Genomic DNA, 19163 nt, shown 5'->3' with positions numbered 1-19163 from the left:
CATTAAGATTAAGCCATTCTATTTTTACGACGGAATAAAAGCAATGAACCCGCACCAGCGATACCAGCGCCGAATAGCATCATAAGAGGACCGTTCGAAGCGGTATCCGGTAAAGCTGCTCCTTCTTCCTCATTTTCTTCTACTGCTTCCTCAGAATCATCATTTTCCTGGCTGGCTACGTAATTGTCATATTCACTTTGACTTACTTCACAGGCTAATCCGTCATTATCACGGTCGAGATCATGAGGATCATTGTCTGCGTTATACCCATTTTCATACCAAAATGCCATAACTTCCTCATGGTTTGCAAATTCACCGCAATCTCTGTCCACGTGATTATCCGCAGCGACACTAAAAGTAGTACCAATAAACAAAAGCGTTCCCGATAAAATTCCAAAAATACCTTTTTTCATTTTTTTCTCCTTTCATTTCCTTTATTTTTTTATTCTCCTTTTATAATATTCCGAATTAACAAATTATTCAATATAAATTTTGATTTTTTACTCTTTTTGTCATAAAAGCATCAAAAGTCACATGCTTTATTCGTAAATTAATATAGAAAGTGCCTTATTCCGAATGGCATACCTCTAATAGTTGTCGAACTTCCACTTCATTGCGATTGGCAAAATTCCCGAAAATATTATACTGACTAATAAAATGAAAAAACACATCCGCTTTGTCAATACAGCGTGTGTGCAATGCATGGATTATAAATGGAATCGTTTCATTTTATTGCGCTTCCTTGGGAGTGGAACAAAAAACATCCAATCCCAAGAACTTTGCATTCTCGGGATTGGATGTTCTGTTGTATTCAATTGACTTGAATTAACAAAATCGTTTAGAATTGTTTCTTTCCCTGGGACGCAATTTCCCAATTAGTTAATCAGCTTTCAATGGTGCTCCAACAACTTTCATATCATGATCTGCAAATACTTTTGTAATCTCTTCTTTTGTCGGGGGAGAAGTCCACTTGTCTGTAACCTTAAAAAATGCTTCCATCTTTCCTGCTGGCAAATAAGAAACTAACATCTTTCCTTTTTCTGTCAATTGCAAGAAGGCATGTTGCACATTTCTTGGAAGGTAAATAGTGTCGCCCGATTTCATTTGATATTTGTTATCACCAACTTGAAATAGATATTCTCCTTCAATTACATAAAACCATTCGTCCTGAAAAGGATGGATGTGCAAAGGCGGTCCTCCGTTTGGAGTAAGTCCGGTTTGCTCAAACACCGTTAAATCATTTTCCGTGTCAGCCGCGGAGATTTTGAGGTCTAAATTATTCAGCGTAACACCTTTCATTTTGAAGTGTTCTCCAAATCTGGCATCCCCTGCATTTACTTTAAATCCTTTATCAGTTCTCATATTGTTCTCCTTTCGTTCTCCTCTTAGTTCTCCAGTGGCCTGCTCCCTTACCGTTCATTTATTCAGCTTCCAGATCGAAGCATTCAAGCCCATTGCGAACATTACCCAAGCGATATAAGGGACCATGAGAGTGCCGGCTGTTTGATCGTATTGGTAAAATACATACGTCGTCCACGTTATCGTTGCGAGCAGCAAAGCCATTTCCGCAAGCGCGGTGCCGCGTAGCCCCCATTTGAAGAAAAGAAATGACCACAGGAAGTTCAGACCCAATTGCAAATTGTATGGGAGCAGTACTTTCCCCTCTTCTTTTTTCAACGCGGCTTTTTCCGCTGCTCTGTATTTTGCCACTCCCATGGAAGTGTATAAAGCGGTCCACGCCAAGGGAAAGATCCAAGGTGGCGGGGAGAAAGATGGCCTTTTCAATTCAGCGTATTCTTCTTTGGTGTTGCGGTTTGCGAAAGCGCCGGCTAATGAACCGCCGACAATCGGCACCATTATACTCAACGCCAGTTTTCCGGTTTTGATCTTGCCCTTCACTTTCAGGAACTCCATACACTTCCCTCCTCTAAATTCAGTTGTCTTTTACAGGGAACGCGGATTTTCTTAGCCGCCTTTGTTCACTGCATACGTGAATTTCTGTGTTCCCCACCCACACGGAATTCGACAATTCGGGAACTTTTCACTGCGTAATCGCGCGCTGATAACTTCATCTTCTAGACAGGTTCGAAAATCTCGTGGTCGATATTGATTCTTGCACCTGCGACAGCTCACCGTTACACTTTTTTAAGGCTGTGGGCTTCGCCATTCTAACAACCGAATGCCCAAGGATGTAAAGATGCCGCCAAATCCAAGCAGTAACAAGATTGGCACAATGACTGCTTTCAAGCCGTCTCCATAAACGGCAACACTTGTTAATGCTTGAATGCCGTATGTGATGGGCAGTATTTTGGCAATCGTCAACAAGATCTCATTGGTCACCAGCTCGATTGGCCAGAACGCCCCTCCAATCATCGCCATCCCAGTCGCAATAATTGGAATGATTGCTCCCAGCTGGCGGGGCTGGCTGACGAGAGAAATAATCAATAGCCCCAGTGCGACAATTGAAAATGTATAGCACGCGGCAATGACGATCAATAACCAAAAATCCCCACCCATTTCAAACCCAAAAGCAAAACGGAACAAGAGAAAGATCAACGTAATTTGTGAAAAGCCGATCAAAAAACTATAGCTGAGATGCCCAAAGTACATTTGCCATTTGCTGATTGGGGAAATAACCATCCGATTCCATGTACCTGTCTCTTTTTCGCCCACGATACGCACAAGACTGAACATAATCGTGTAAACGACAAAAAACAAGGTCATGCCGAACAACAATTGAAGTTCATCATTGGATTGGGAGCTGGCCTTCTCTTCCTGTAGCGCAGAAACGGATACTGCCAGCGCTGGATTCGAAATCGTCTCCGCTAATTGTTCCCGAATGTCAGGCGTTGATTGCGCGGCATTTTCCAGCCGCAGTTCTTCTGAATAGACACGGCGGAGGAGCGAATGCAGCGCAATGCGCACAGGATCATCCCTGCCGACCAATATAACGTAATCCGTTTCGAACAGTTTTACCGCTTGGGAGACATCCCCTTCCGCCACATACTCCCTCGCCTGCGCTTCCGACATGAGCTTAAACGAAAATTGCGCTTCTGCGTCCAAGCGTTTGAGCCATTCCTTTGCTTCTGTTTCACTGACCGATTCATCAGCATACAAGGGAATCATTTCCGGGCCGCCCCCGTTGCCAGCAGCGGCAACTGAAATAAAAATAATTGTCAGCCCATACATCGCCAAGACAAATAACGGCCTCCGGTAAAATCTGCGCCATTGCAATAAGAATACGGCTTTCATGCGACTCCCCCCTTTCTCGGGAATAGTGCAAGTGCCACTAGCAAAAACAAGACCGCTGTGGCAGCGATTCTCAACAGCGGCAACCATAACCGACTTGTATCCGGCTGCAATATCCAAGAAAAATAAGCTGTAAGAGCGGCGCCATTCGGTGTCCAATTACCGATTGCTTGCAATATTTCTGGCATGCTTTCAATCGGCATAAAACTTCCGCCGACGATGCCCAATAGGGAAATAATGCCCCCAGAAAATATTGCTGGCACTGCGTCACTTTCAAGTTTCAATGTCAAAGCGACCATTAGCGCAGCCAAGCAGCCGACTGCAATTGCCAACGTGGTGGATATGATAGCCATCCCCGACCAAAATGACCAGGAGTTCACAGGAAAGGTCTGAAATAAAAGCGCAGATAACCCAAACAATAAGGTAAGCTGCACAAACACGATTGCCGCCGCTGCAAGCGCTTTGCTTCCCAAATACAGTAGCGGAGGACGATTGGACAACCGAATTCGGTCAAAGACCATTTGGGTTTGTTCAAGGTTTGCTTGTGATGCAAGCGTTGATCCCGTAAACAAGACGAACATTACAGCCATGCCAATCGTATAGTACTGAAAAGAACTGATTGGTGGACGGGTAGTGATTGTTTCTTCTTCCCCCAAAACTTCCGCTAGCGGAATGTCCCCCCCGGCGAGTCGTGTGAAAGAGGCTTCAAAATTTACAGTTTGTACAAATTCGTTGACTATTGTATTGAGGATTTCAGCTTTTGTGGAAGATAAATCTGCCACTACCACTTCCAGCTCCCCAGTACCACTTGCGCCGAACAACATATTCCTCAAAGCCGCTTCAGAAAATCCAGCCGGAATAATGATGACGGCATCAATCGCCTTTTCTTCCAAGCTTTCATTCGCCTGTGCTTGATCCATTTTTTCCAAGGTGATTAGCTTGTTCAAGCTTTCACTTTCCAGCAGCGATATAAACAAGGTCTGCGGCTTAGCTGATTCGGCCGCTTGTTTTAATGCCATATTTTCCGCTTGCTGTAAATCCATCGACTCGATTTCGTTTTGGATCTGTTCGACCGCTTGCGCTTCGTCATCTAGCGCGACAAGTGCCACATCCATTTCCAGCGCCTCCAAATCTCCCGAGAAAATGCCACGGAGCGAAAAACCTAAAATAGCGATGAGTAAAAATGGCATGGCCAGAAGGATCAATAATTGTGACCGGTCACGGAGCAATAGCATGATGTCTTTTACTAGAAAAGCGAACATTCCGTTGCCTCCTCAGTCCCGCAATTTCCGGCCCGTCAGCCGGAGAAATACATCTTCAAGTGTAGGTTTCTGCACGGTAACATTAATGATTTGTGCGTTGTAGCGCTCTGCCTCATGGAAGAGAGTTCCCAGTACACGCACGCCTTTTGGAATAATGAGCTTCAAGCGATTGTCGCTCACTACTGCATGATTGATCCCCTCCATCTGACTGATTTTCTCGAATAACGGCGGATAGTTTTGATCAAATTCGATTAACACGGTCTCTTCTTCCGACAAAACACCTTTCAATTCATCTTTTGTTCCGGCAGCAATGACTTTGCCATGGTCCATAATGTACACGCGATCACAAAGCTTTTCGACTTCCTCCATATAATGGCTCGTGTAAAGAACTGTCATTCCTTGTTCCCGGTTCAGCTTGCGAATTGTTTCCAGCAAGTGATTGCGAGATTGTGGATCGATGCCGACAGTTGGTTCGTCCATGATAAGTACTTCCGGTTCATGCAACATCGCTGCCGCCAAATTGACACGTCGCTGCATCCCGCCAGAATATTTTTTGACCAATTCTTTTTGGCGGTCGCTTAAACCGACCAGTTCCAGCACGATTTGGATGCGCTCCTCCAGCTTTTTCCCTGACAAGCCATAGATACGCCCGAAAAACTTCAAATTCTCATATGCACTCAATTCTTCATACAACGCGATTTTCTGAGGAACCACGCCAAGCACCTTGCGCATCTCCCCTGGTTTTTTCAAGACGCTTTTGCCATTGAGACGAACATCGCCAGAAGTCGGTTGAATCAAAGTGGAAATCATCGAAATGGCGGTGGATTTACCTGCCCCGTTTGGCCCGAGCAACCCTACAGATTCTCCTTGTCCCAGCTCGATTGTCACTTCATCTACCGCGAGCGTATCTTTGAATTTTTTCGTCAGCTTTTCTGTTTTAAGCATGTAGACACCCCGCTCTCTTAAAAACTGCTTTGTTCTATCATACTGCAAATCACTTCTACTGCAACCAATAAATTCTGAATATTCGTACTATTTATGATAATTCAATGTTCTCTGTAAGCCGCCTAAGTCTAACTTTATATATAAGCATACACACTCACCTATCGCTATCTCACTTCGACTTTTGCCACAACATAAAAACGACCTTGCCCTTTAGTAGGCAAGATCGTTTTTATTTACAAGATTAACAGTCCTAACCCAATCACTACGCCACTAACAACCAACACAATCACACAAAAGCCCATAATGTCTTTCGCTTTGAGTCCGGCGATTGCCAGTGCTGGTAAAGCCCAGAACGGCTGGATCATGTTTGTCCATGCGTCACCCCAAGCAACTGCCATCGCGACTTTCGCCGGGTCACTGCCAAGCATTTCTGCAGCTTCTAACATAATCGGTGCTTGAACGGCCCATTGTCCGCCACCTGAAGGAACGAAAAAGTTGACGAGTCCTGCACTTAAAAATGCAAACAGCGGGAACGTGTCTACCGTTGAAATGCTGACGAACGCTTCTGAAATGACAGCTGCTAACCCAGATGCTGTCATCATCCCCATAATTCCTGCGTAAAACGGGAATTGAACGATGATTGCACCCGCTCCTTTGACCGCTTCTTGAACCGCGACCAAGTACTTACGAGGCGTTCCGTGGAATAGGATACCGAGGAACAAGAACATAAAGTTAACCACGTCGAGCGTTAACGCAAAGCCATTTTGAATAAAATAATACGCAATATAAGAAATACCCAGTACACCAATAATGGCGGATAAAATCCAGCTGTTTTCCAGTCGTGCTGCTGGAGTCATCTCCGATTTAGTCGGAAGTTCCTCGACTTTTGGTTCAACCAGAACTTTCGGATCGACTGTGATTGTTTCTTCTTTACTTGGCATCATCATGCGATTTAATAACGGTACAATGATTAATAATGCAGCAACGATGATTAAGTTATAACTAGAAAAAATCGTTTCAGTCGTTGGGATAATACCGATTTTGTCAACGAACGGGTGACCTTCTGTCGCGATCGATAATGGAATCGATCCCGAGAATCCAGCGTGCCAAATCAAGAACCCTGAATACGCACTGGCAATCAATAAGCGGTAATCGACATTCTCCACGCGCTTCGCCAATTCTTTGGCGAACAAAGCACCAATAACTAAGCCAAATCCCCAGTTGATCCAGCTTGCTGCCAGTGACACAATCGTCACCCAAAGAATGGCACTGCCTGGTGACTTCGCAAAACTCGCAAGCTTGCCTAGTCCCTTTTTGAAAATCGGGCTGCTCGCTAGCACAAATCCAGTAACCAGTACGAGCACCATTTGCATCGAGAATGCTAGTAATGCCCAAAATCCTTCACCCCAAAACGCCACCATCTGGACAGGCGACGAATCCGTTAAGCCTAAGCCTAGCCCGAAGACGACCACTGTCAAGATAATAACGAATAAAAACGGATCGGGTAAATAGCGCTCCATTAAATTATTCGAAAAACGTGTAATCCCTTTCATTTTTTGACTCCCCTTTTATCTAAATTTTCACTGCATTTCTAATGCTACCTTATTTTGCTTGTTTCGTCCGTAAAAAATCGCAAAAAGAGTGAACAGGTTTGGCTGTTCACTCTTTTTTGTAGTTAATTTATTTGCTAGTTAAGGTCCCATTTCCAACAGTTCGATCAACCGAATTACTTCTTCGTCTTCTCCTACTCTAATAGCGACTAGTTCGGTGTTAGCAATGATTTCGTTATAGAACTCCTCACCTGCTGGGTATACTCCATCGCAACGAAGCGGGTCATTGTATAAATTCACTGTGCCTCTACATAAAACCCCAAGAACCTTTATGAGGCTCTTGGGGTGTATTACTTACAATTCTTCTGTTGGTTTATTCGCATCCTCAACTTCTTCTTTTTGCACCACTGGCATTGCCGCAACCGGTGCTTGTGGAGCCGGTTGGTTATTGCGGTTGACGTACGATTTCAGCAATTCGCCAATGTCGATACCGGTCATTTCTTTGAGCGGCTCTTGCATGTCAACCATGGTTTTCGTGACACTCTTGCCGAATGACGGGATGCCTTGGCCGTTACCGGAATCAATGATTTTCACCGATTCGATATTGCTTAGTGGTAAGGCAACTTTTTCCGCGAACACCGGCAGCATGTCGATCAGTTTTTCGGTGATGATGACGTCGCCGTGTTCTTCCATTGCTTCAGCCAGTAGTTTACGAGACTCAGCTTCGGCTTTACCGCGCTCGCGAATAACTTCTGCTTCTGCGGCACCTTCGTCACGTTTGATCTTCGCTTTTGCTTCCCCGTCGATGACCGCACGGCGCGCGTCGGCTTCAGCGGAACGCGTTGTTTCGTAGTACGTGGCATCGGCTTTTGTTTTACGCACTTTGCTTTCTTCTTCTTCGAGTTTAACTGCGCGTTCACGTGCCGCGAATTGCATACTGAGTTCTTCGTCCTGGATTTCCATCGCAAGCTTGGCTTTTTCTAGCTCGTAAGACTGCTCGGACTTGGCACGCGCACGTTCGGTTTCTTCTTTGAACGCAGCGTCTTTTATGTCTTTTTCTTTTTTCGATTGAGCCGTTGAAATTTGACGTTTGTATTCTTCTTCTTTCGCTTCTTGGTCAGTTTGCGCGCGGTGAATACGTGTTTCGCGTTCCGTGTTAGCTTCGGCAATTTCCGCGAGCTTCCGCACTTCGGCGATACGCGGGCGACCTAAGTTTTCCAAGTAGCCGTTGTCTTCATCGGCATCACGCAAATCAGTCAATCCGAGTGACGTGATTTTAAAGCCCATCAAGTCTAGTTGTTTTTGAGCGACATCTTGAACGTCCGTATTGAATTTTTCGCGGTCGCTATTGATGTCTTCCACTGTCATTTTTGAAAGAATCGCACGTAAATTACTGCCAAGCACTTCGATAATTTCCGTTTCAATTTCTTCTTGTTTTTTGCCAAGAAACTGCTCGGCGTAATTGGCAATGCCATTTAACGTGTCGGCGACTTTCACCATTGCCACAGCGTCGGCCACAATTGGCACACCTGCATTTGTGTAGACACGCGGTGTTGCTAGTTTTAATTGGAATGACGTCAAACTAACCGGCGTTGACGTTTGGAAGCGTCTTAACAGATAGCCGCCGCCTCGAATGATTTTCATAGAACGACCTTCATCGTCGGTGAAAATATTCGTATCTTTTTCCGGATCTCCTAATTTTGGTCCCGTGATGATCAACGCTTCATTGGATTTTGCCGTGCGGTAACGAATCTTCATCCAGAAAAAATACCCAACCCCTGCAATTGCCGCGATGATGACTAACGCAATAATGACTGTAATAATTCCTAATGACTGCATGTTCTTTCCACTCCCCTTTGGCTATTTGACGCACGATCTTTCAAGCTTATGATGGTGGCCTATAGTATTAATACGATTGATATGTATAAATGTTTCAATAAAACCAAATATTGCTACTGGATTTTTTTGTCTTCTCTACAACATGTTAGTGGTAATAAGATGAAACCCTTCGCTTGTTCTTTCGTATTACTCATTATAAGGACTTCGTAATTTGAGAGGAGTGGCGATATGGGACTGGTTCGGTGGATATTTTTTAAGAGGAAGCATTTGGCTTATACTGCTTTTGGTGACAGCATGTATTATCAAGCGGTCGACAGCCTTCGCGCACAAGGCATCGGCTATGACACGGTGCTAAAAGTGAACGCCAATGTTCATGGCACTGAAGGTCATATCGGCTCTTCACATATGCGCGAGGCTATGACAAATACTGCACAATATGATTTGTATGTGGAGAAAAAAGACCAGCACCTTGCGCAACAAGCGTTGAACGGGTAAAGGAGTGATAACTTTGGAAATTGGGTTTTACTTAATGATTACGATTATTTTTACTGGCTTGATCCTTCTCGCTGCTTTCGATATTTATCGAAAATCCGAGATTAAGCTAGCCGATATTCAATTACAGCGGGACAAGCTTGCTTTGGAGCATAAACAACTAGAGAAGCTGACACAAGATTAAATCGAAAAATGCGTATCAAGCGAGTCGCGCTTGATACGCATTTTTCTTGTTTTGGGTAATTCGGGTTTTGTTTTTGAGCGAATTGCAAACAAAGTCGTATATCCCGCAAACAACGGGCGGATTCGCGCAAACAAACTACGAGTTCCCGCAAACAACGACCGATTTCGCTTTTTCAAAAGCCCTTACACTATAAAAACCAGCCACGAGGGCTGGTTTCCTATTAACTATTCAACTCTTTATTCATTTTCTGCGCTTGATTTTTAAAGTAGAAATAAAAAGCGAACCAGAACAACAAGTAGAACACCACAAAGATGACGAGAATCAATAGAAAGCCTTCTACAGTGAAGGGGAACCAGCCGATCCCGAATGCTAACACGAAATACAACACGATGACGGTGATGAAATGCACCACAGTTTGACGACGCAATGACCAGTTGTGGTGATCAAAAATCAGGCTGCTGACTGCGAAAAACCAGCCGCATAGCATACTACCAAACGAGTTTTGCAAAAACAAACCACTGTCCAAAGTTTCCTGTCCATTCAAAATTACGGTGTAGGTCATGACAATGCTGAGAAAAGCACCAAAAAATATACCGACGATACTGCGGATCAAAAAAGTTTTCATTTTCCTTTCCTCCTATTCACTTTTAAAGATTCTTTAATAGCGTTGACGTAATTCCGTGACACGTACTCTTTTGCGCCTGAATTAAAATAAACACATAGCGTTCCGTTAAAAGATGCTTCAAAACGACTTAATTCATTCAGATTGGCGATGACTGATTTTGACAGCCTGATAAACTGACTAGATGGAAACATTTCTTCTAATTCATAAAGCTTTTCTTTCAAGCGAAATTCGCCTTTAGCGGTTACCGCCGTGACATTATCGTTGGTGGCGTGGAAATAATGAATGTCCGCTGGCTTCAAAATGTGCTGCATATCGCCGTCTCGTCCAACGAGAAAACGCGTCTCTTCTTGCTTATTGATAAAATCGATAATGCTTTTAATTGACTCGTCCATTTCTTTGCACTCAATGATCACTTTCGTTTCTTCAAATTGACTATCGATATTCAAAGATACTTTCATCTGACCTCACCTCTTATCTCTCGATATTAAAATCCTTATCGCTCATCTACTTATAAACCAAGTTTATGCTACTATCCATTCTTTGTCTGTGCTTTTCAGGTAACACGCCAAAATGAGCAGGTAAGATGCAGTGTTTGCTTTGTCACATACAAAAAAACAGGCCAAGTGACCTGTTTTTTTTAGAGATGCTTATTGTTTTGAGTTTGCTTTTTTATAGTTTTCAGCTATTCGAAACCGAACAACTTTACGAATTAATTCGTAAGGTATCGGTTGATTTAGCGGAAACTGGACAGAACCTTTTCCTTGTTTATACGGAGCAAGCTCTTGCTGAAAAGCTTCGATTCCACTTGGTACTGGATAAAAGCCAATATGTTTTTTAAAAGCAGCGAAATGAACCAAATTACCGTTCAAAACAAATGTTGGCATTTGGTACTTAATCGTTTCTTTTGCTTCGGGTGCTTCTTCTTGAATCACTTTCCGCAAGGTCCGTAAAATTTCACGCGTGTCTTCTGGAGCTTGCTGAATGTATTCATCAATCGTTTGAATACTCATAAATTCCCCTTCTTTCACGTTGAATTTGGATAAATTGCAAACAAAGTCGTATATCCCGCAAATAACGGGCCGGGTCGCGCAAACAAACTACGACAAGCCACAAACAACGCCCTCACGCTATTTGTTTTCGTACTTTAACTAACGAGGTCACACCTAAAATCACCAAAACAATGCCAATAATGAAGAAAATCCGAGAAAATAGCTCGAGTCCGACTGTTGGCGACGACATGAATACACCACTCATGACGAAAAGTACCCCTGCGCACGCTAAATAAAACACGCTCAACACAATTTTGTTCTTTCTAAAGATCCACGAAGCGAGTTGCAGCAGTAAAATAAACGCAGAAACAAACATGATTACTGGAAACAACGGTGCGAACTTCGCAGCATACACTAAGTAATCGATGGTCAATATATCGGCTGCCGATTCAACGCCCCCGTTTAACCAATTGCTAAAGATCGCAGAGTACGGCCATTCCCAAGAGACATCTTCTAACCGGCTACCTTCGTACAAACTCAAGAAAGTGGCGACGGCGAAAAAGATTAACGCGCCGAAAAACAATATCGCTTCTCGAATATATTTTGTCGAACGTTCTTGCATACACATCTCTCCTTTTTGTCACTCTTCTTTTCACCTTACCAATAATTTACCAAAAAAAGAAGAGAAACCCATAGGTTCCTCTCCTCTTTTATTCGCATTAAATTGGTTCTGCTTCGAACGAGTCATCGCTAATTTCGCCGACGATTTCTTCTAAAATGTCTTCCATTGTTACAAGTCCAGTCATCGCACCGTCTTTTGTGATGATGGCCATATGCGTGTGGCTTTGCTGCATATTGGTCAACACTTTTTGAATGGGTGTCGTTTCTGGGAAACGCGACATCTCGTGGATAAACGATTCCGGATTTTGCGTTCTTCCTGCTGCCATGCTCGTTAACAATTCTTTCGTGTTAATAAAACCGATGAGGTTGTTTTCATTGCCATAGTCGGCTACCGGGTAACGGGTAAATTGGTGTTTATCCAATACTTTAAAAAGCTCAGAGCGCGTCAGGCGACTATCGACTGACACGATTTCCGCTTTTGGGATCATGATGTTGCGAACAATGCGATCGTCAAAAGCGAAGATGTTTTTCAAATACGTTAGCTCGGTTTGATTGATCTCGCCGCTTTGGAAGCTTTCCGCCATGATCAGCTTTAACTCTTCTTCCGAATGGGCTTCTTCGTGGCCGGCTGGCTCTACTTTGAATAAACGCAACAACAATCGTGCTGAGCCATTCATCAACCAAATAAACGGATTCATGATTTTACCGAACCAATAAAGCGATGGTGCCAGCAATAGCGTGACTTTTTCAGCGTATTGAATCGCCAATGTTTTTGGCGCCAATTCACCGATCACAACGTGTAAAAACGTCACGATTGTAAGTGCGATTGCGTACGATAAAATGGTTGATAATGCCGCGGGAACTGCGAACGCTTCAAATAATGGGTGCAACATGCGTTCAACGGTCGGCTCTCCTAATGCACCAAGGGCGAGTGCCGTTATCGTGATTCCGAGCTGACAAGCAGATAAGTAATAATCCAAATTATTGGCTACTTTTTTTGCGAGTACGGCTTTTTTATTGCCTTCAGCGATCAATTGGTCGATTCTCGACATACGCACTTTTAAAATGGCGAACTCGGCACCGACGAAAAAGGCAGTTGCGATAATTAATAACGCAATAAGTAGTAAACTAATGACTATTTGTCCGTCCAATTGGTCTCCCTCAAACGAGGGATTCACCTCCATTAATGGTTAAGTTGACGTTATTCATTCAACTTATTCGAATGATTATGGAACATCACTTGCTTGACTTGCTGGTTGTCCATTTCAACGATAGTCCATGAAATATTCAAATCCGTGAACGTCGCGCCGGTTTCAACATCACCCGGGCTCTTAAAATGAATCCAACCACCAATGGTGTCGATGTCATCACTTTCATCAAATGTTAAATCAAAGCGTTCTTCAAGATCTTTCAACAACACGCGGCCGTTAATCAAATATTGATTGTTGCTCACTTTGCTAATGTCAGCCACTTCATCAAAATCAAATTCATCGCGTATTTCCCCAACGATTTCTTCTAAAATGTCTTCCATTGTAATCATGCCGGCTGTCCCACCATATTCATCTGCAACGATGGCAATGTGGACGCGGGCTTTTTGCATAATCATTAACGCATTTTGCAAACCCGTTGCTTCAAAAACAGTTGGAAGTTCTAACACGAAATTTTCAAGATACCATTCGCGTCCAGCGACAATATGCGGCAGCATTTTTTTGGCACTGACAAACCCGAGAATTTGGTCTTTGTCGCCATCTTCTGTGACCGGGTAGCGTGTGTAATTGTTTTCGTCCAAAATCTCTATAATTTCTTCGAGCGGCATGTCTTTATCCAGCGTAACAAGTTCTGTACGTGGCACCATAATGTCTTTAGCTACGCGCTCATCAAATGAAAACACGTTTTCCATATACGAAAGTTCGGTTTCATTGATAGCTCCGCCTTCAAAACTTTGCGCCATCACAATTTTCAACTCTTCTTCTGAATAAGCTTGTTCATGACCTGCTGGTTTAACGCCAAACATTCTTAGCAATACGCGAGCCGCTCCGTTCAATGCCCAGATAAAAGGCTTCATCACTTTCCCAAACCAGTAAAGTGGCGGTGCCAAAAGCAAGGACATCTTCTCAGCAAATTGAATCGCCAATGTTTTCGGCGCCATTTCGCCAACTACTACATGAAGATACGTTACGAGTATAAACGCGATGGCGTAAGAAGCTGTTGATGCCATTGCATCGGAAACCGCAAAAAAATCAAAGACCGGATACATCAATCGTTCAATTGTCGGTTTTCCGAGCGCACCAAGTCCAAGCGCTGTAACGGTAATGCCGAGCTGACAAGCCGACAAATAATAATCCAAGTCGCTCGCCACTTTTTTCGCGATTACCGCCTTTTTATTGCCTTCTGCGATTAGTTGGTCGAGCCGCGACATGCGAATTTTAACAACCGCAAACTCTGAGCCCACAAAAAATGCTGTTAAAGCGAGCAATAAGATTAATAAAACCAAATTCAATAAGGTAACTATATCCACGTGTCTTCCCTATAAAAGGGATTCACCTCCAAAATGATTTACAACAAAGCGATCAATGCAGTGATTGCTGCTAATTGATGCTCAAGTGTTTTGCTGACGTGCAACTTCACAGAACTTGGTGCATCTTTTAATTGCTCTTCCAAGCTTGTGATTTTTCGTTGCAAGCATTCGAATTCTTCGTATACTTCATCGACTAGAAGCTCTGTTTCGGGACGTTCCGGTGTATTCAATACTTCTTTAATTTCCGAAATCGACATGCGCTGCTTTTTCAATAATTGAATGCGTTCAAGCGTCTGCATGGTAGAAGCCGGATACAGTCGATAATTTGTGTCAGACCGCTCGCTATGCAGCAATCCCGATACCGTATAATAATCGATGGTTCTCGTTGATACCCCGCTCAATTTTGCAACTTCCCCGATTTTCATTAACTCCTTCCCAATGCAGACGCCTCCTTTTTTAGCCGATTTGATCTGTGACTCGATAGCACCAGATCGTTGTACTAAAAAATATAGCACGTTCTGTGAAAAAGCATACAGTGTAACGTGCTGGTTTTTCAATAAAATATAGATAGGTGCACACTAGCGACATTATATCGACATTTCTAGAAGTGAGAGTTGTTTGGAGATGGTAAAACTTTTTGTCTGAGCGGGTGTCCCTGTTAAAACTCCAAAAGTTCATGTAAAGAGCTTGAAAGTTCATGTATAACTCATAAATGTACTGGTATAAACGCTGAAACTTCTTGTAACAGCGGCAATCCCTGTTAAAACTCCAAAAGTTCTTGTAAAGAGCTTGAAAGTTCATGTATAACTCATAAATGTACTGGTATAAAAGCTGAAACTTCTTGTAACAGCGGCAATCCCTGTTAAGACTCGAAAAGTTCATGTAAAGAGCTTGAAAGTTCATGTATAACTCATAAATGTACTGGTATAAACGCTGAAACTTCTTGTAACAGCGGCAATCCCTGTTAAAACTCCAAAAGTTCTTGTAAAGAGCTTGAAAGTTCATGTATAGCGCTTAAATGTACTGGTAACAACATCAAAACTTCATGTAACAAACAAAAAAGCCAGGCACCATCTGCCTGGCTCATTTTTATTCTTCTGTATCAAGAGCTTGTTCCACCATCTTCTCAACTCGGGCGTCGCCTTGGATCATCATTGAGACAATCAACTTAGGATTGGATGCTTGGTAACCGACGAACCATTTTGTCTGCTTGCCTCTTTCATTCGCTGTACCGCTTTTGCCAGCGATTTCTATACCGAGTTGTTCCCCTGTATTGCTGAAGCTTTTCCGCAAAATTTTAGCGTTCGCCGCACTTAACAAGTTTTCATTCCATAAGTGCGATTTTTCGTCAGATACATACAACATCGGTTTATACAGTTTGCCGTCCGTCAAAATCGGGCTATAGAGATTAGCGAGGTGCAGGATGTTGACTTGCATCTGACCTTGACCAGATGCTGTGTCGGCAAGCTGCCCCTCCGAGCCAAATGTGCCGTCTTTTGAAATGCGTGACGTTGTCAGCTCGATTGGAAATTCGAGTGCTTCGCCAAAGCCGAATTTCTCCAAACCTGTTTGAAAATCATTGTCTTGGATATTCAATGCTTGACGGGCAAAGTAAATCGCGTCGGAATAAACAAGCGCTTTGTTCAAATCAATCGGATTTTTGATATCTTCCCGTGGACGCGTGATGCGGAAATCGCCCCACGAACGATAGCGTTGCCACGACTTGCCAGTGATGTCCATACCTTCCGCCGGATCGAGCGTGCCGCTTTCCATTCCAATGGCTGCGGTAATCGGCTGGATTACTGGACCTGGTGTATAGACGGCTGCAAACCGGTTGAAAAATGGCTGCAACGGATCGTTTGCGAGTTCTTGAAATCGACTAGTGGTGATGTTTGGCACAAATTCATTGGGATCAAAGCCTGGCGAGCTAACGAGTGCTAAGGTTTCGCCAGTCGTTGGATCAATCGCCGCACTTGCTCCCGGCTGTTCTTTCATCGCCGTATAGATTTTTTTCTGCAGCTCGGCGTCAATCGTTAACGTAACCGTTTCGCCTGGCACCGGCTCATTTTCGACCGAGGTGATCACGGCGTTTTCACGTTGTTTTTTCAAAATAATGCGGCCGCCTGCTTTTCCGCGTAGCCGCTCCTGCAACACTTCTTCTAAGCCTTGTCGCCCTACCAAGTTTTCAGTCGTATAGCCTTGGTCACTCCACTCCGCTAGTTGCTGAGCCGTAATCGGGCCCACATATCCGGTAACGTGCGATAAAGCGCGGTTATACGGATAATTGCGCATCACTACTTTTTCTTGCTTGGTACCGCGAATGGTAAATAGCTCATCCAGTGTCGATTGATCTGCCTTGATTTGCGCAATCGGCACTAAATAATGCGGCTGCACCCACGGTTGATTGAGCCGGCCATCAATCGTCTCTTCTGTAACGCCTAGCAACTGCGCCAATTGTTGCTTTTTCGATAAATCGAAGTTTTCAGGAACTACGCCAATTTCATAACCTTCACTATTCGATGCCATCGCTTTACCATTGCGATCGACAATTTCCCCGCGCGCCCCTTCAACCACAGCTGTCGTCACTTGGTCCCCTGCCTCTAAATTCGGCAAAATAAACGACGGGTCCCATTCTACAAACCAATCTTCCTGTTCATAAAGCAAGGTCAAGGTTTTATTAAATTCCACCGGACCTATAATGGAATCAAAACTCACGTTAATTTTGAAATCCGCCGGCTGGTCTTGATTCCATTCGGCATCTTCGTCAGGCTTTGTGTACGTGACATTGATGTTTTCAACGCCAAGCTGTTTGTGCAGCTCTTGTTGCCATATCACAAAATTCGCTTCCCCGTAAACGGTTTGTGTGCCTTGATTTAAATAAGTGCTGTGCATCGTAGGAAAGTCGCCATTATTCCATAGCTCAATAAAATCCGCCACCCGTCCTTCCGGTGATTCGACTGTTTCAGTTGGCTCTTCTGGTGGTTGTTCAGGAGTCGGTTCCGCTTCCTCCTGCTGGCATGCTGTTAATAGAAGAATAAACGCAAAGAAAATTGCCGTTAACTTGGTCTTCTCCATCATATGACCTCCGCTCTTTTCCTTTCTTCTATTATCGCTTGAATAGCTCGAGATTTAAAGTCTGATTATTCTGTTATATAGATATGTAAAAACTTGCATCCCTTTTAAAACCCTAAAAGTTCATGTAAAGAACTCAATAGTTCATGTATAACTTTTAAAAGTTCAGGTAAAGACTCTGAAACTTCATGTAAAAACTCACATCCCTGTTAAAACTATAAAAGTTCATGTAAAGAACTCAACACTTCAGGTATAACTCTTAAAAGTTCAGGTAAAGACTCTGAAACTTCATGTAAAAACTCACATCCCTGTTAAAACTATAAAAGTTCATGTAAAGAACTCAATAGTTCAGGTATAACTCTTAAAAGTTCAGGTAAAGACTCTGAAACTTCATGTAAAAACTCACATCCCTGTTAAAAACTCAATAGTTCATGTAAAGAACTCAACACTTCATGTATAACTTTTAAAAGTTCAGGTAAAGACTCCAAAACTTCATGTAAAAACTCGCATCCCTGTTAAAAACTCAATAGTTCATGTAAAGAACTCAATAGTTCATGTATAACTCCCAAATGTTCACGTAAAAACACAAAAACTTCATGTAAAACCAAGTATCCCTATAAACCCCACAAAAAAAGTAGCCAAGCTTTACCAGCTTGGCTACTCCATCAATTATTTTCTCGTTTTTTCTTTTATTTTATTGGCAACGTCGTCTTTCATGACCATTGCTTTGTCTTTATAGTTAGTGGCTTTTTCTTTGTAGTCGTCTTTGTTTTCTTCCCAATGGGTTCTGCCTTTTTCGATCGACTTGTCTTTGAATTGGTTGAGTTTTTCTAGAAATGCCATGTAAATCATCCTTCCGTTCTGCCTACCGCTAAAGCGGTCTGGTAAACTACCTTAAGCATACGCTGTTTTGTGTTCATTGTCGAAAAATAGCATCTTTTGGAACTTACTACGTCCGTGTTCGTATAATCTAATATGACACTTAAAAGGGTGGTGCTCTATGTTTGAAGAAATGAAAGCTCGGTATTTGATTTTGTATTCGGTTATCGGAACCGTTGTCAGTATGTTGACCTTAGTCCTGTTAAATGTCAGCGTCATCACGTTTGAAATCGTCAGCCAGTTGGTGATGTATGTCGTCGTCCCTGGAATTTACTTTGGCTATTATTTCAAGAAACACAATGCCTCTATTTGGAACGTCTTATCGTTTACTGGCACAAAAAAATGGTTGCCGATTTTATTTGCATTAGTGGCAGTGTCGATTGCTTTTTCGCTTAGCATGTTTTGGCTTCAGCTGTATGTGCTGGCGCCTTTTGCTCCGTGGCTTGTCGACTTATTGTTAGAAGAAATCCCACTACCTGAGTCGCCTTGGTATATTGCATTTACGATTTTCACCATCGCCGTTTTAGCACCTGTGGTCGAGGAATTTATGTTCCGCGGTGTATTGCTAAAGCGCTTGATCGGCAAAACTTCGGTGTGGGGCGGTATTCTAATCTCCAGCTTAGTGTTTGGTGTGTTGCATCTTGATGTGATCGGTGCGTTTTTGTTTGGTGTTATAGCCTCGCTCCTGTATTTGCGCACAAATAATTTACTAGTACCAATTTTTTTGCACATCATCAATAATTCACTCGCGGCCGCTTCGCTGTTTTTAGCGCCAAAATGGCCAGAGTCGGTTGCCATATTCCACTTTACAGATGTCTACACGAAAGCATTGCCGAATACAATCATGTTGGGCGTTAGTGCCGTATTTATGCTGGGCGCAATTTACTGGCTCGCGCGTGGGTTGCCACCAGAGAAAGAATCCGTTTCTGAATAACAAA

The 19163-nt window shown here is 43.2% G+C and carries 22 protein-coding genes; 3 read left to right on the top strand and 19 right to left on the bottom strand.

Features of this window, described 5'->3' with window-relative positions:
• Positions 1–8: 8 nt before the first annotated feature.
• The 9 genes from BBI08_RS03295 to BBI08_RS03260 all read right to left on the bottom strand — a co-directional run bounded on the left by BBI08_RS03295 (position 9) and on the right by BBI08_RS03260 (position 8845).
• Positions 9–413: an LPXTG cell wall anchor domain-containing protein gene (locus tag BBI08_RS03295; protein ID WP_008497294.1), complete on the bottom strand. Its 405-nt coding sequence runs from the start codon at positions 411–413 to the stop codon at positions 9–11.
• 466 nt (positions 414–879) lie between these two features.
• Positions 880–1362, bottom strand: coding sequence for a cupin domain-containing protein (locus BBI08_RS03290; protein WP_008497295.1), 483 nt, complete (start codon positions 1360–1362; stop codon positions 880–882).
• Between the two features lie 54 nt (positions 1363–1416).
• A complete protein-coding gene (locus BBI08_RS03285) occupies positions 1417–1914 on the bottom strand; it encodes a TspO/MBR family protein (RefSeq protein ID WP_008497296.1) in 498 nt (165 codons plus the stop codon).
• A gap of 231 nt (positions 1915–2145) precedes the next feature.
• Positions 2146–3252: an ABC transporter permease gene (locus tag BBI08_RS03280; protein WP_008497297.1), complete on the bottom strand. Its 1107-nt coding sequence runs from the start codon at positions 3250–3252 to the stop codon at positions 2146–2148.
• Positions 3249–4511 carry an ABC transporter permease gene (locus BBI08_RS03275; RefSeq protein ID WP_065528485.1) on the bottom strand — a complete coding sequence of 421 codons (1263 nt, stop codon included), beginning with the start codon at positions 4509–4511 and terminating at the stop codon, positions 3249–3251. The genes BBI08_RS03280 and BBI08_RS03275 overlap by 4 nt, the downstream gene beginning before the upstream one ends.
• A gap of 12 nt (positions 4512–4523) precedes the next feature.
• Complete coding sequence (locus BBI08_RS03270) at positions 4524–5456, bottom strand: daunorubicin resistance protein DrrA family ABC transporter ATP-binding protein (RefSeq protein WP_008497300.1); 933 nt, start codon at positions 5454–5456, stop codon at positions 4524–4526.
• 233 nt (positions 5457–5689) lie between these two features.
• Entirely contained in the window at positions 5690–7009 is a 1320-nt protein-coding gene (locus BBI08_RS03265; RefSeq protein ID WP_008497301.1) for a short-chain fatty acid transporter, read from the bottom strand.
• A 138-nt stretch (positions 7010–7147) separates the two neighbouring features.
• Positions 7148–7306 carry a hypothetical protein gene (locus BBI08_RS16975; protein ID WP_008497302.1) on the bottom strand — a complete coding sequence of 53 codons (159 nt, stop codon included), beginning with the start codon at positions 7304–7306 and terminating at the stop codon, positions 7148–7150.
• Between the two features lie 54 nt (positions 7307–7360).
• Positions 7361–8845: a flotillin family protein gene (locus BBI08_RS03260; protein WP_008497303.1), complete on the bottom strand. Its 1485-nt coding sequence runs from the start codon at positions 8843–8845 to the stop codon at positions 7361–7363.
• Between the two features lie 228 nt (positions 8846–9073).
• Between BBI08_RS03260 and BBI08_RS03255 the strand changes: the two genes are divergently transcribed.
• Positions 9074–9340 (top strand): hypothetical protein, encoded by a 267-nt coding sequence (locus tag BBI08_RS03255; protein WP_051041685.1) that lies wholly within the window; start codon positions 9074–9076, stop codon positions 9338–9340.
• 13 nt (positions 9341–9353) lie between these two features.
• Positions 9354–9521 (top strand): hypothetical protein, encoded by a 168-nt coding sequence (locus tag BBI08_RS17085; RefSeq protein WP_008497305.1) that lies wholly within the window; start codon positions 9354–9356, stop codon positions 9519–9521.
• Here BBI08_RS17085 and BBI08_RS17175 read toward each other — a convergent pair.
• From BBI08_RS17175 to BBI08_RS17080, 10 genes are all read right to left on the bottom strand, one after another.
• Positions 9518–9697 carry a hypothetical protein gene (locus BBI08_RS17175; protein ID WP_155800253.1) on the bottom strand — a complete coding sequence of 60 codons (180 nt, stop codon included), beginning with the start codon at positions 9695–9697 and terminating at the stop codon, positions 9518–9520. The two genes, BBI08_RS17085 and BBI08_RS17175, sit on opposite strands and share 4 nt — an antisense overlap.
• A 44-nt stretch (positions 9698–9741) precedes the next feature.
• Entirely contained in the window at positions 9742–10146 is a 405-nt protein-coding gene (locus tag BBI08_RS03250) for a DUF3021 domain-containing protein (protein ID WP_008497308.1), read from the bottom strand.
• Positions 10143–10604, bottom strand: coding sequence for a LytTR family DNA-binding domain-containing protein (locus BBI08_RS03245; RefSeq protein ID WP_008497309.1), 462 nt, complete (start codon positions 10602–10604; stop codon positions 10143–10145). Before BBI08_RS03245 ends, BBI08_RS03250 begins: the two co-directional genes overlap by 4 nt.
• 189 nt (positions 10605–10793) lie before the next feature.
• Positions 10794–11156 carry an iron chaperone gene (locus BBI08_RS03240; protein ID WP_008497310.1) on the bottom strand — a complete coding sequence of 121 codons (363 nt, stop codon included), beginning with the start codon at positions 11154–11156 and terminating at the stop codon, positions 10794–10796.
• 112 nt (positions 11157–11268) lie between these two features.
• The gene (locus tag BBI08_RS03235; protein WP_008497311.1) at positions 11269–11757 is read right to left on the bottom strand and encodes a DUF4306 domain-containing protein; all 489 of its coding nucleotides are present in this window, start codon (positions 11755–11757) and stop codon (positions 11269–11271) included.
• A gap of 97 nt (positions 11758–11854) precedes the next feature.
• Entirely contained in the window at positions 11855–12907 is a 1053-nt protein-coding gene (locus BBI08_RS03230; protein WP_008497312.1) for a hemolysin family protein, read from the bottom strand.
• Positions 12908–12957: 50 nt separating this feature from the next.
• Entirely contained in the window at positions 12958–14274 is a 1317-nt protein-coding gene (locus tag BBI08_RS03225; RefSeq protein ID WP_065528484.1) for a hemolysin family protein, read from the bottom strand.
• A 38-nt stretch (positions 14275–14312) separates the two neighbouring features.
• On the bottom strand, positions 14313–14699 hold the full coding sequence (locus tag BBI08_RS03220; protein ID WP_008497313.1) for a MerR family transcriptional regulator: 387 nt from the start codon (positions 14697–14699) through the stop codon (positions 14313–14315).
• Between the two features lie 664 nt (positions 14700–15363).
• Entirely contained in the window at positions 15364–17352 is a 1989-nt protein-coding gene (locus tag BBI08_RS03215) for a penicillin-binding transpeptidase domain-containing protein (protein WP_008497314.1), read from the bottom strand.
• Between the two features lie 663 nt (positions 17353–18015).
• A complete protein-coding gene (locus BBI08_RS17080) occupies positions 18016–18189 on the bottom strand; it encodes a hypothetical protein (RefSeq protein WP_008497316.1) in 174 nt (57 codons plus the stop codon).
• Positions 18190–18346: 157 nt separating this feature from the next.
• On the opposite strand from BBI08_RS17080, the gene BBI08_RS03210 reads away from it, so the two are divergent.
• Positions 18347–19159, top strand: a complete 813-nt coding sequence (locus BBI08_RS03210) for a CPBP family intramembrane glutamic endopeptidase (protein WP_008497317.1) — start codon at positions 18347–18349, stop codon at positions 19157–19159.
• Positions 19160–19163: the final 4 nt, after the last annotated feature.

This window comes from Planococcus halocryophilus (genome assembly GCF_001687585.2).
Classification (GTDB): domain Bacteria; phylum Bacillota; class Bacilli; order Bacillales_A; family Planococcaceae; genus Planococcus; species Planococcus halocryophilus.
This window is presented reverse-complemented; position numbering and strand designations above follow the sequence as displayed.

Excerpts from the sequence above, each read along its gene's own strand:
- BBI08_RS03295 (WP_008497294.1), bottom strand. The coding sequence starts at position 413 with ATGAAAAAAGGTATTTTTGGAATTTTATCGGGAACGCTTTTGTTTATT.
- BBI08_RS03290 (WP_008497295.1), bottom strand. The coding sequence starts at position 1,362 with ATGAGAACTGATAAAGGATTTAAAGTAAATGCAGGGGATGCCAGATTT.
- BBI08_RS03285 (WP_008497296.1), bottom strand. The coding sequence starts at position 1,914 with ATGGAGTTCCTGAAAGTGAAGGGCAAGATCAAAACCGGAAAACTGGCG.
- BBI08_RS03280 (WP_008497297.1), bottom strand. The coding sequence starts at position 3,252 with ATGAAAGCCGTATTCTTATTGCAATGGCGCAGATTTTACCGGAGGCCG.
- BBI08_RS03275 (WP_065528485.1), bottom strand. The coding sequence starts at position 4,511 with ATGTTCGCTTTTCTAGTAAAAGACATCATGCTATTGCTCCGTGACCGG.
- BBI08_RS03270 (WP_008497300.1), bottom strand. The coding sequence starts at position 5,456 with ATGCTTAAAACAGAAAAGCTGACGAAAAAATTCAAAGATACGCTCGCG.
- BBI08_RS03265 (WP_008497301.1), bottom strand. The coding sequence starts at position 7,009 with ATGAAAGGGATTACACGTTTTTCGAATAATTTAATGGAGCGCTATTTA.
- BBI08_RS03260 (WP_008497303.1), bottom strand. The coding sequence starts at position 8,845 with ATGCAGTCATTAGGAATTATTACAGTCATTATTGCGTTAGTCATCATC.
- BBI08_RS03255 (WP_051041685.1), top strand. The coding sequence starts at position 9,074 with ATGGGACTGGTTCGGTGGATATTTTTTAAGAGGAAGCATTTGGCTTAT.
- BBI08_RS03250 (WP_008497308.1), bottom strand. The coding sequence starts at position 10,146 with ATGAAAACTTTTTTGATCCGCAGTATCGTCGGTATATTTTTTGGTGCT.
- BBI08_RS03245 (WP_008497309.1), bottom strand. The coding sequence starts at position 10,604 with ATGAAAGTATCTTTGAATATCGATAGTCAATTTGAAGAAACGAAAGTG.
- BBI08_RS03240 (WP_008497310.1), bottom strand. The coding sequence starts at position 11,156 with ATGAGTATTCAAACGATTGATGAATACATTCAGCAAGCTCCAGAAGAC.
- BBI08_RS03235 (WP_008497311.1), bottom strand. The coding sequence starts at position 11,757 with ATGCAAGAACGTTCGACAAAATATATTCGAGAAGCGATATTGTTTTTC.
- BBI08_RS03220 (WP_008497313.1), bottom strand. The coding sequence starts at position 14,699 with ATGAAAATCGGGGAAGTTGCAAAATTGAGCGGGGTATCAACGAGAACC.
- BBI08_RS03215 (WP_008497314.1), bottom strand. The coding sequence starts at position 17,352 with ATGATGGAGAAGACCAAGTTAACGGCAATTTTCTTTGCGTTTATTCTT.
- BBI08_RS17080 (WP_008497316.1), bottom strand. The coding sequence starts at position 18,189 with ATGGCATTTCTAGAAAAACTCAACCAATTCAAAGACAAGTCGATCGAA.
- BBI08_RS03210 (WP_008497317.1), top strand. The coding sequence starts at position 18,347 with ATGTTTGAAGAAATGAAAGCTCGGTATTTGATTTTGTATTCGGTTATC.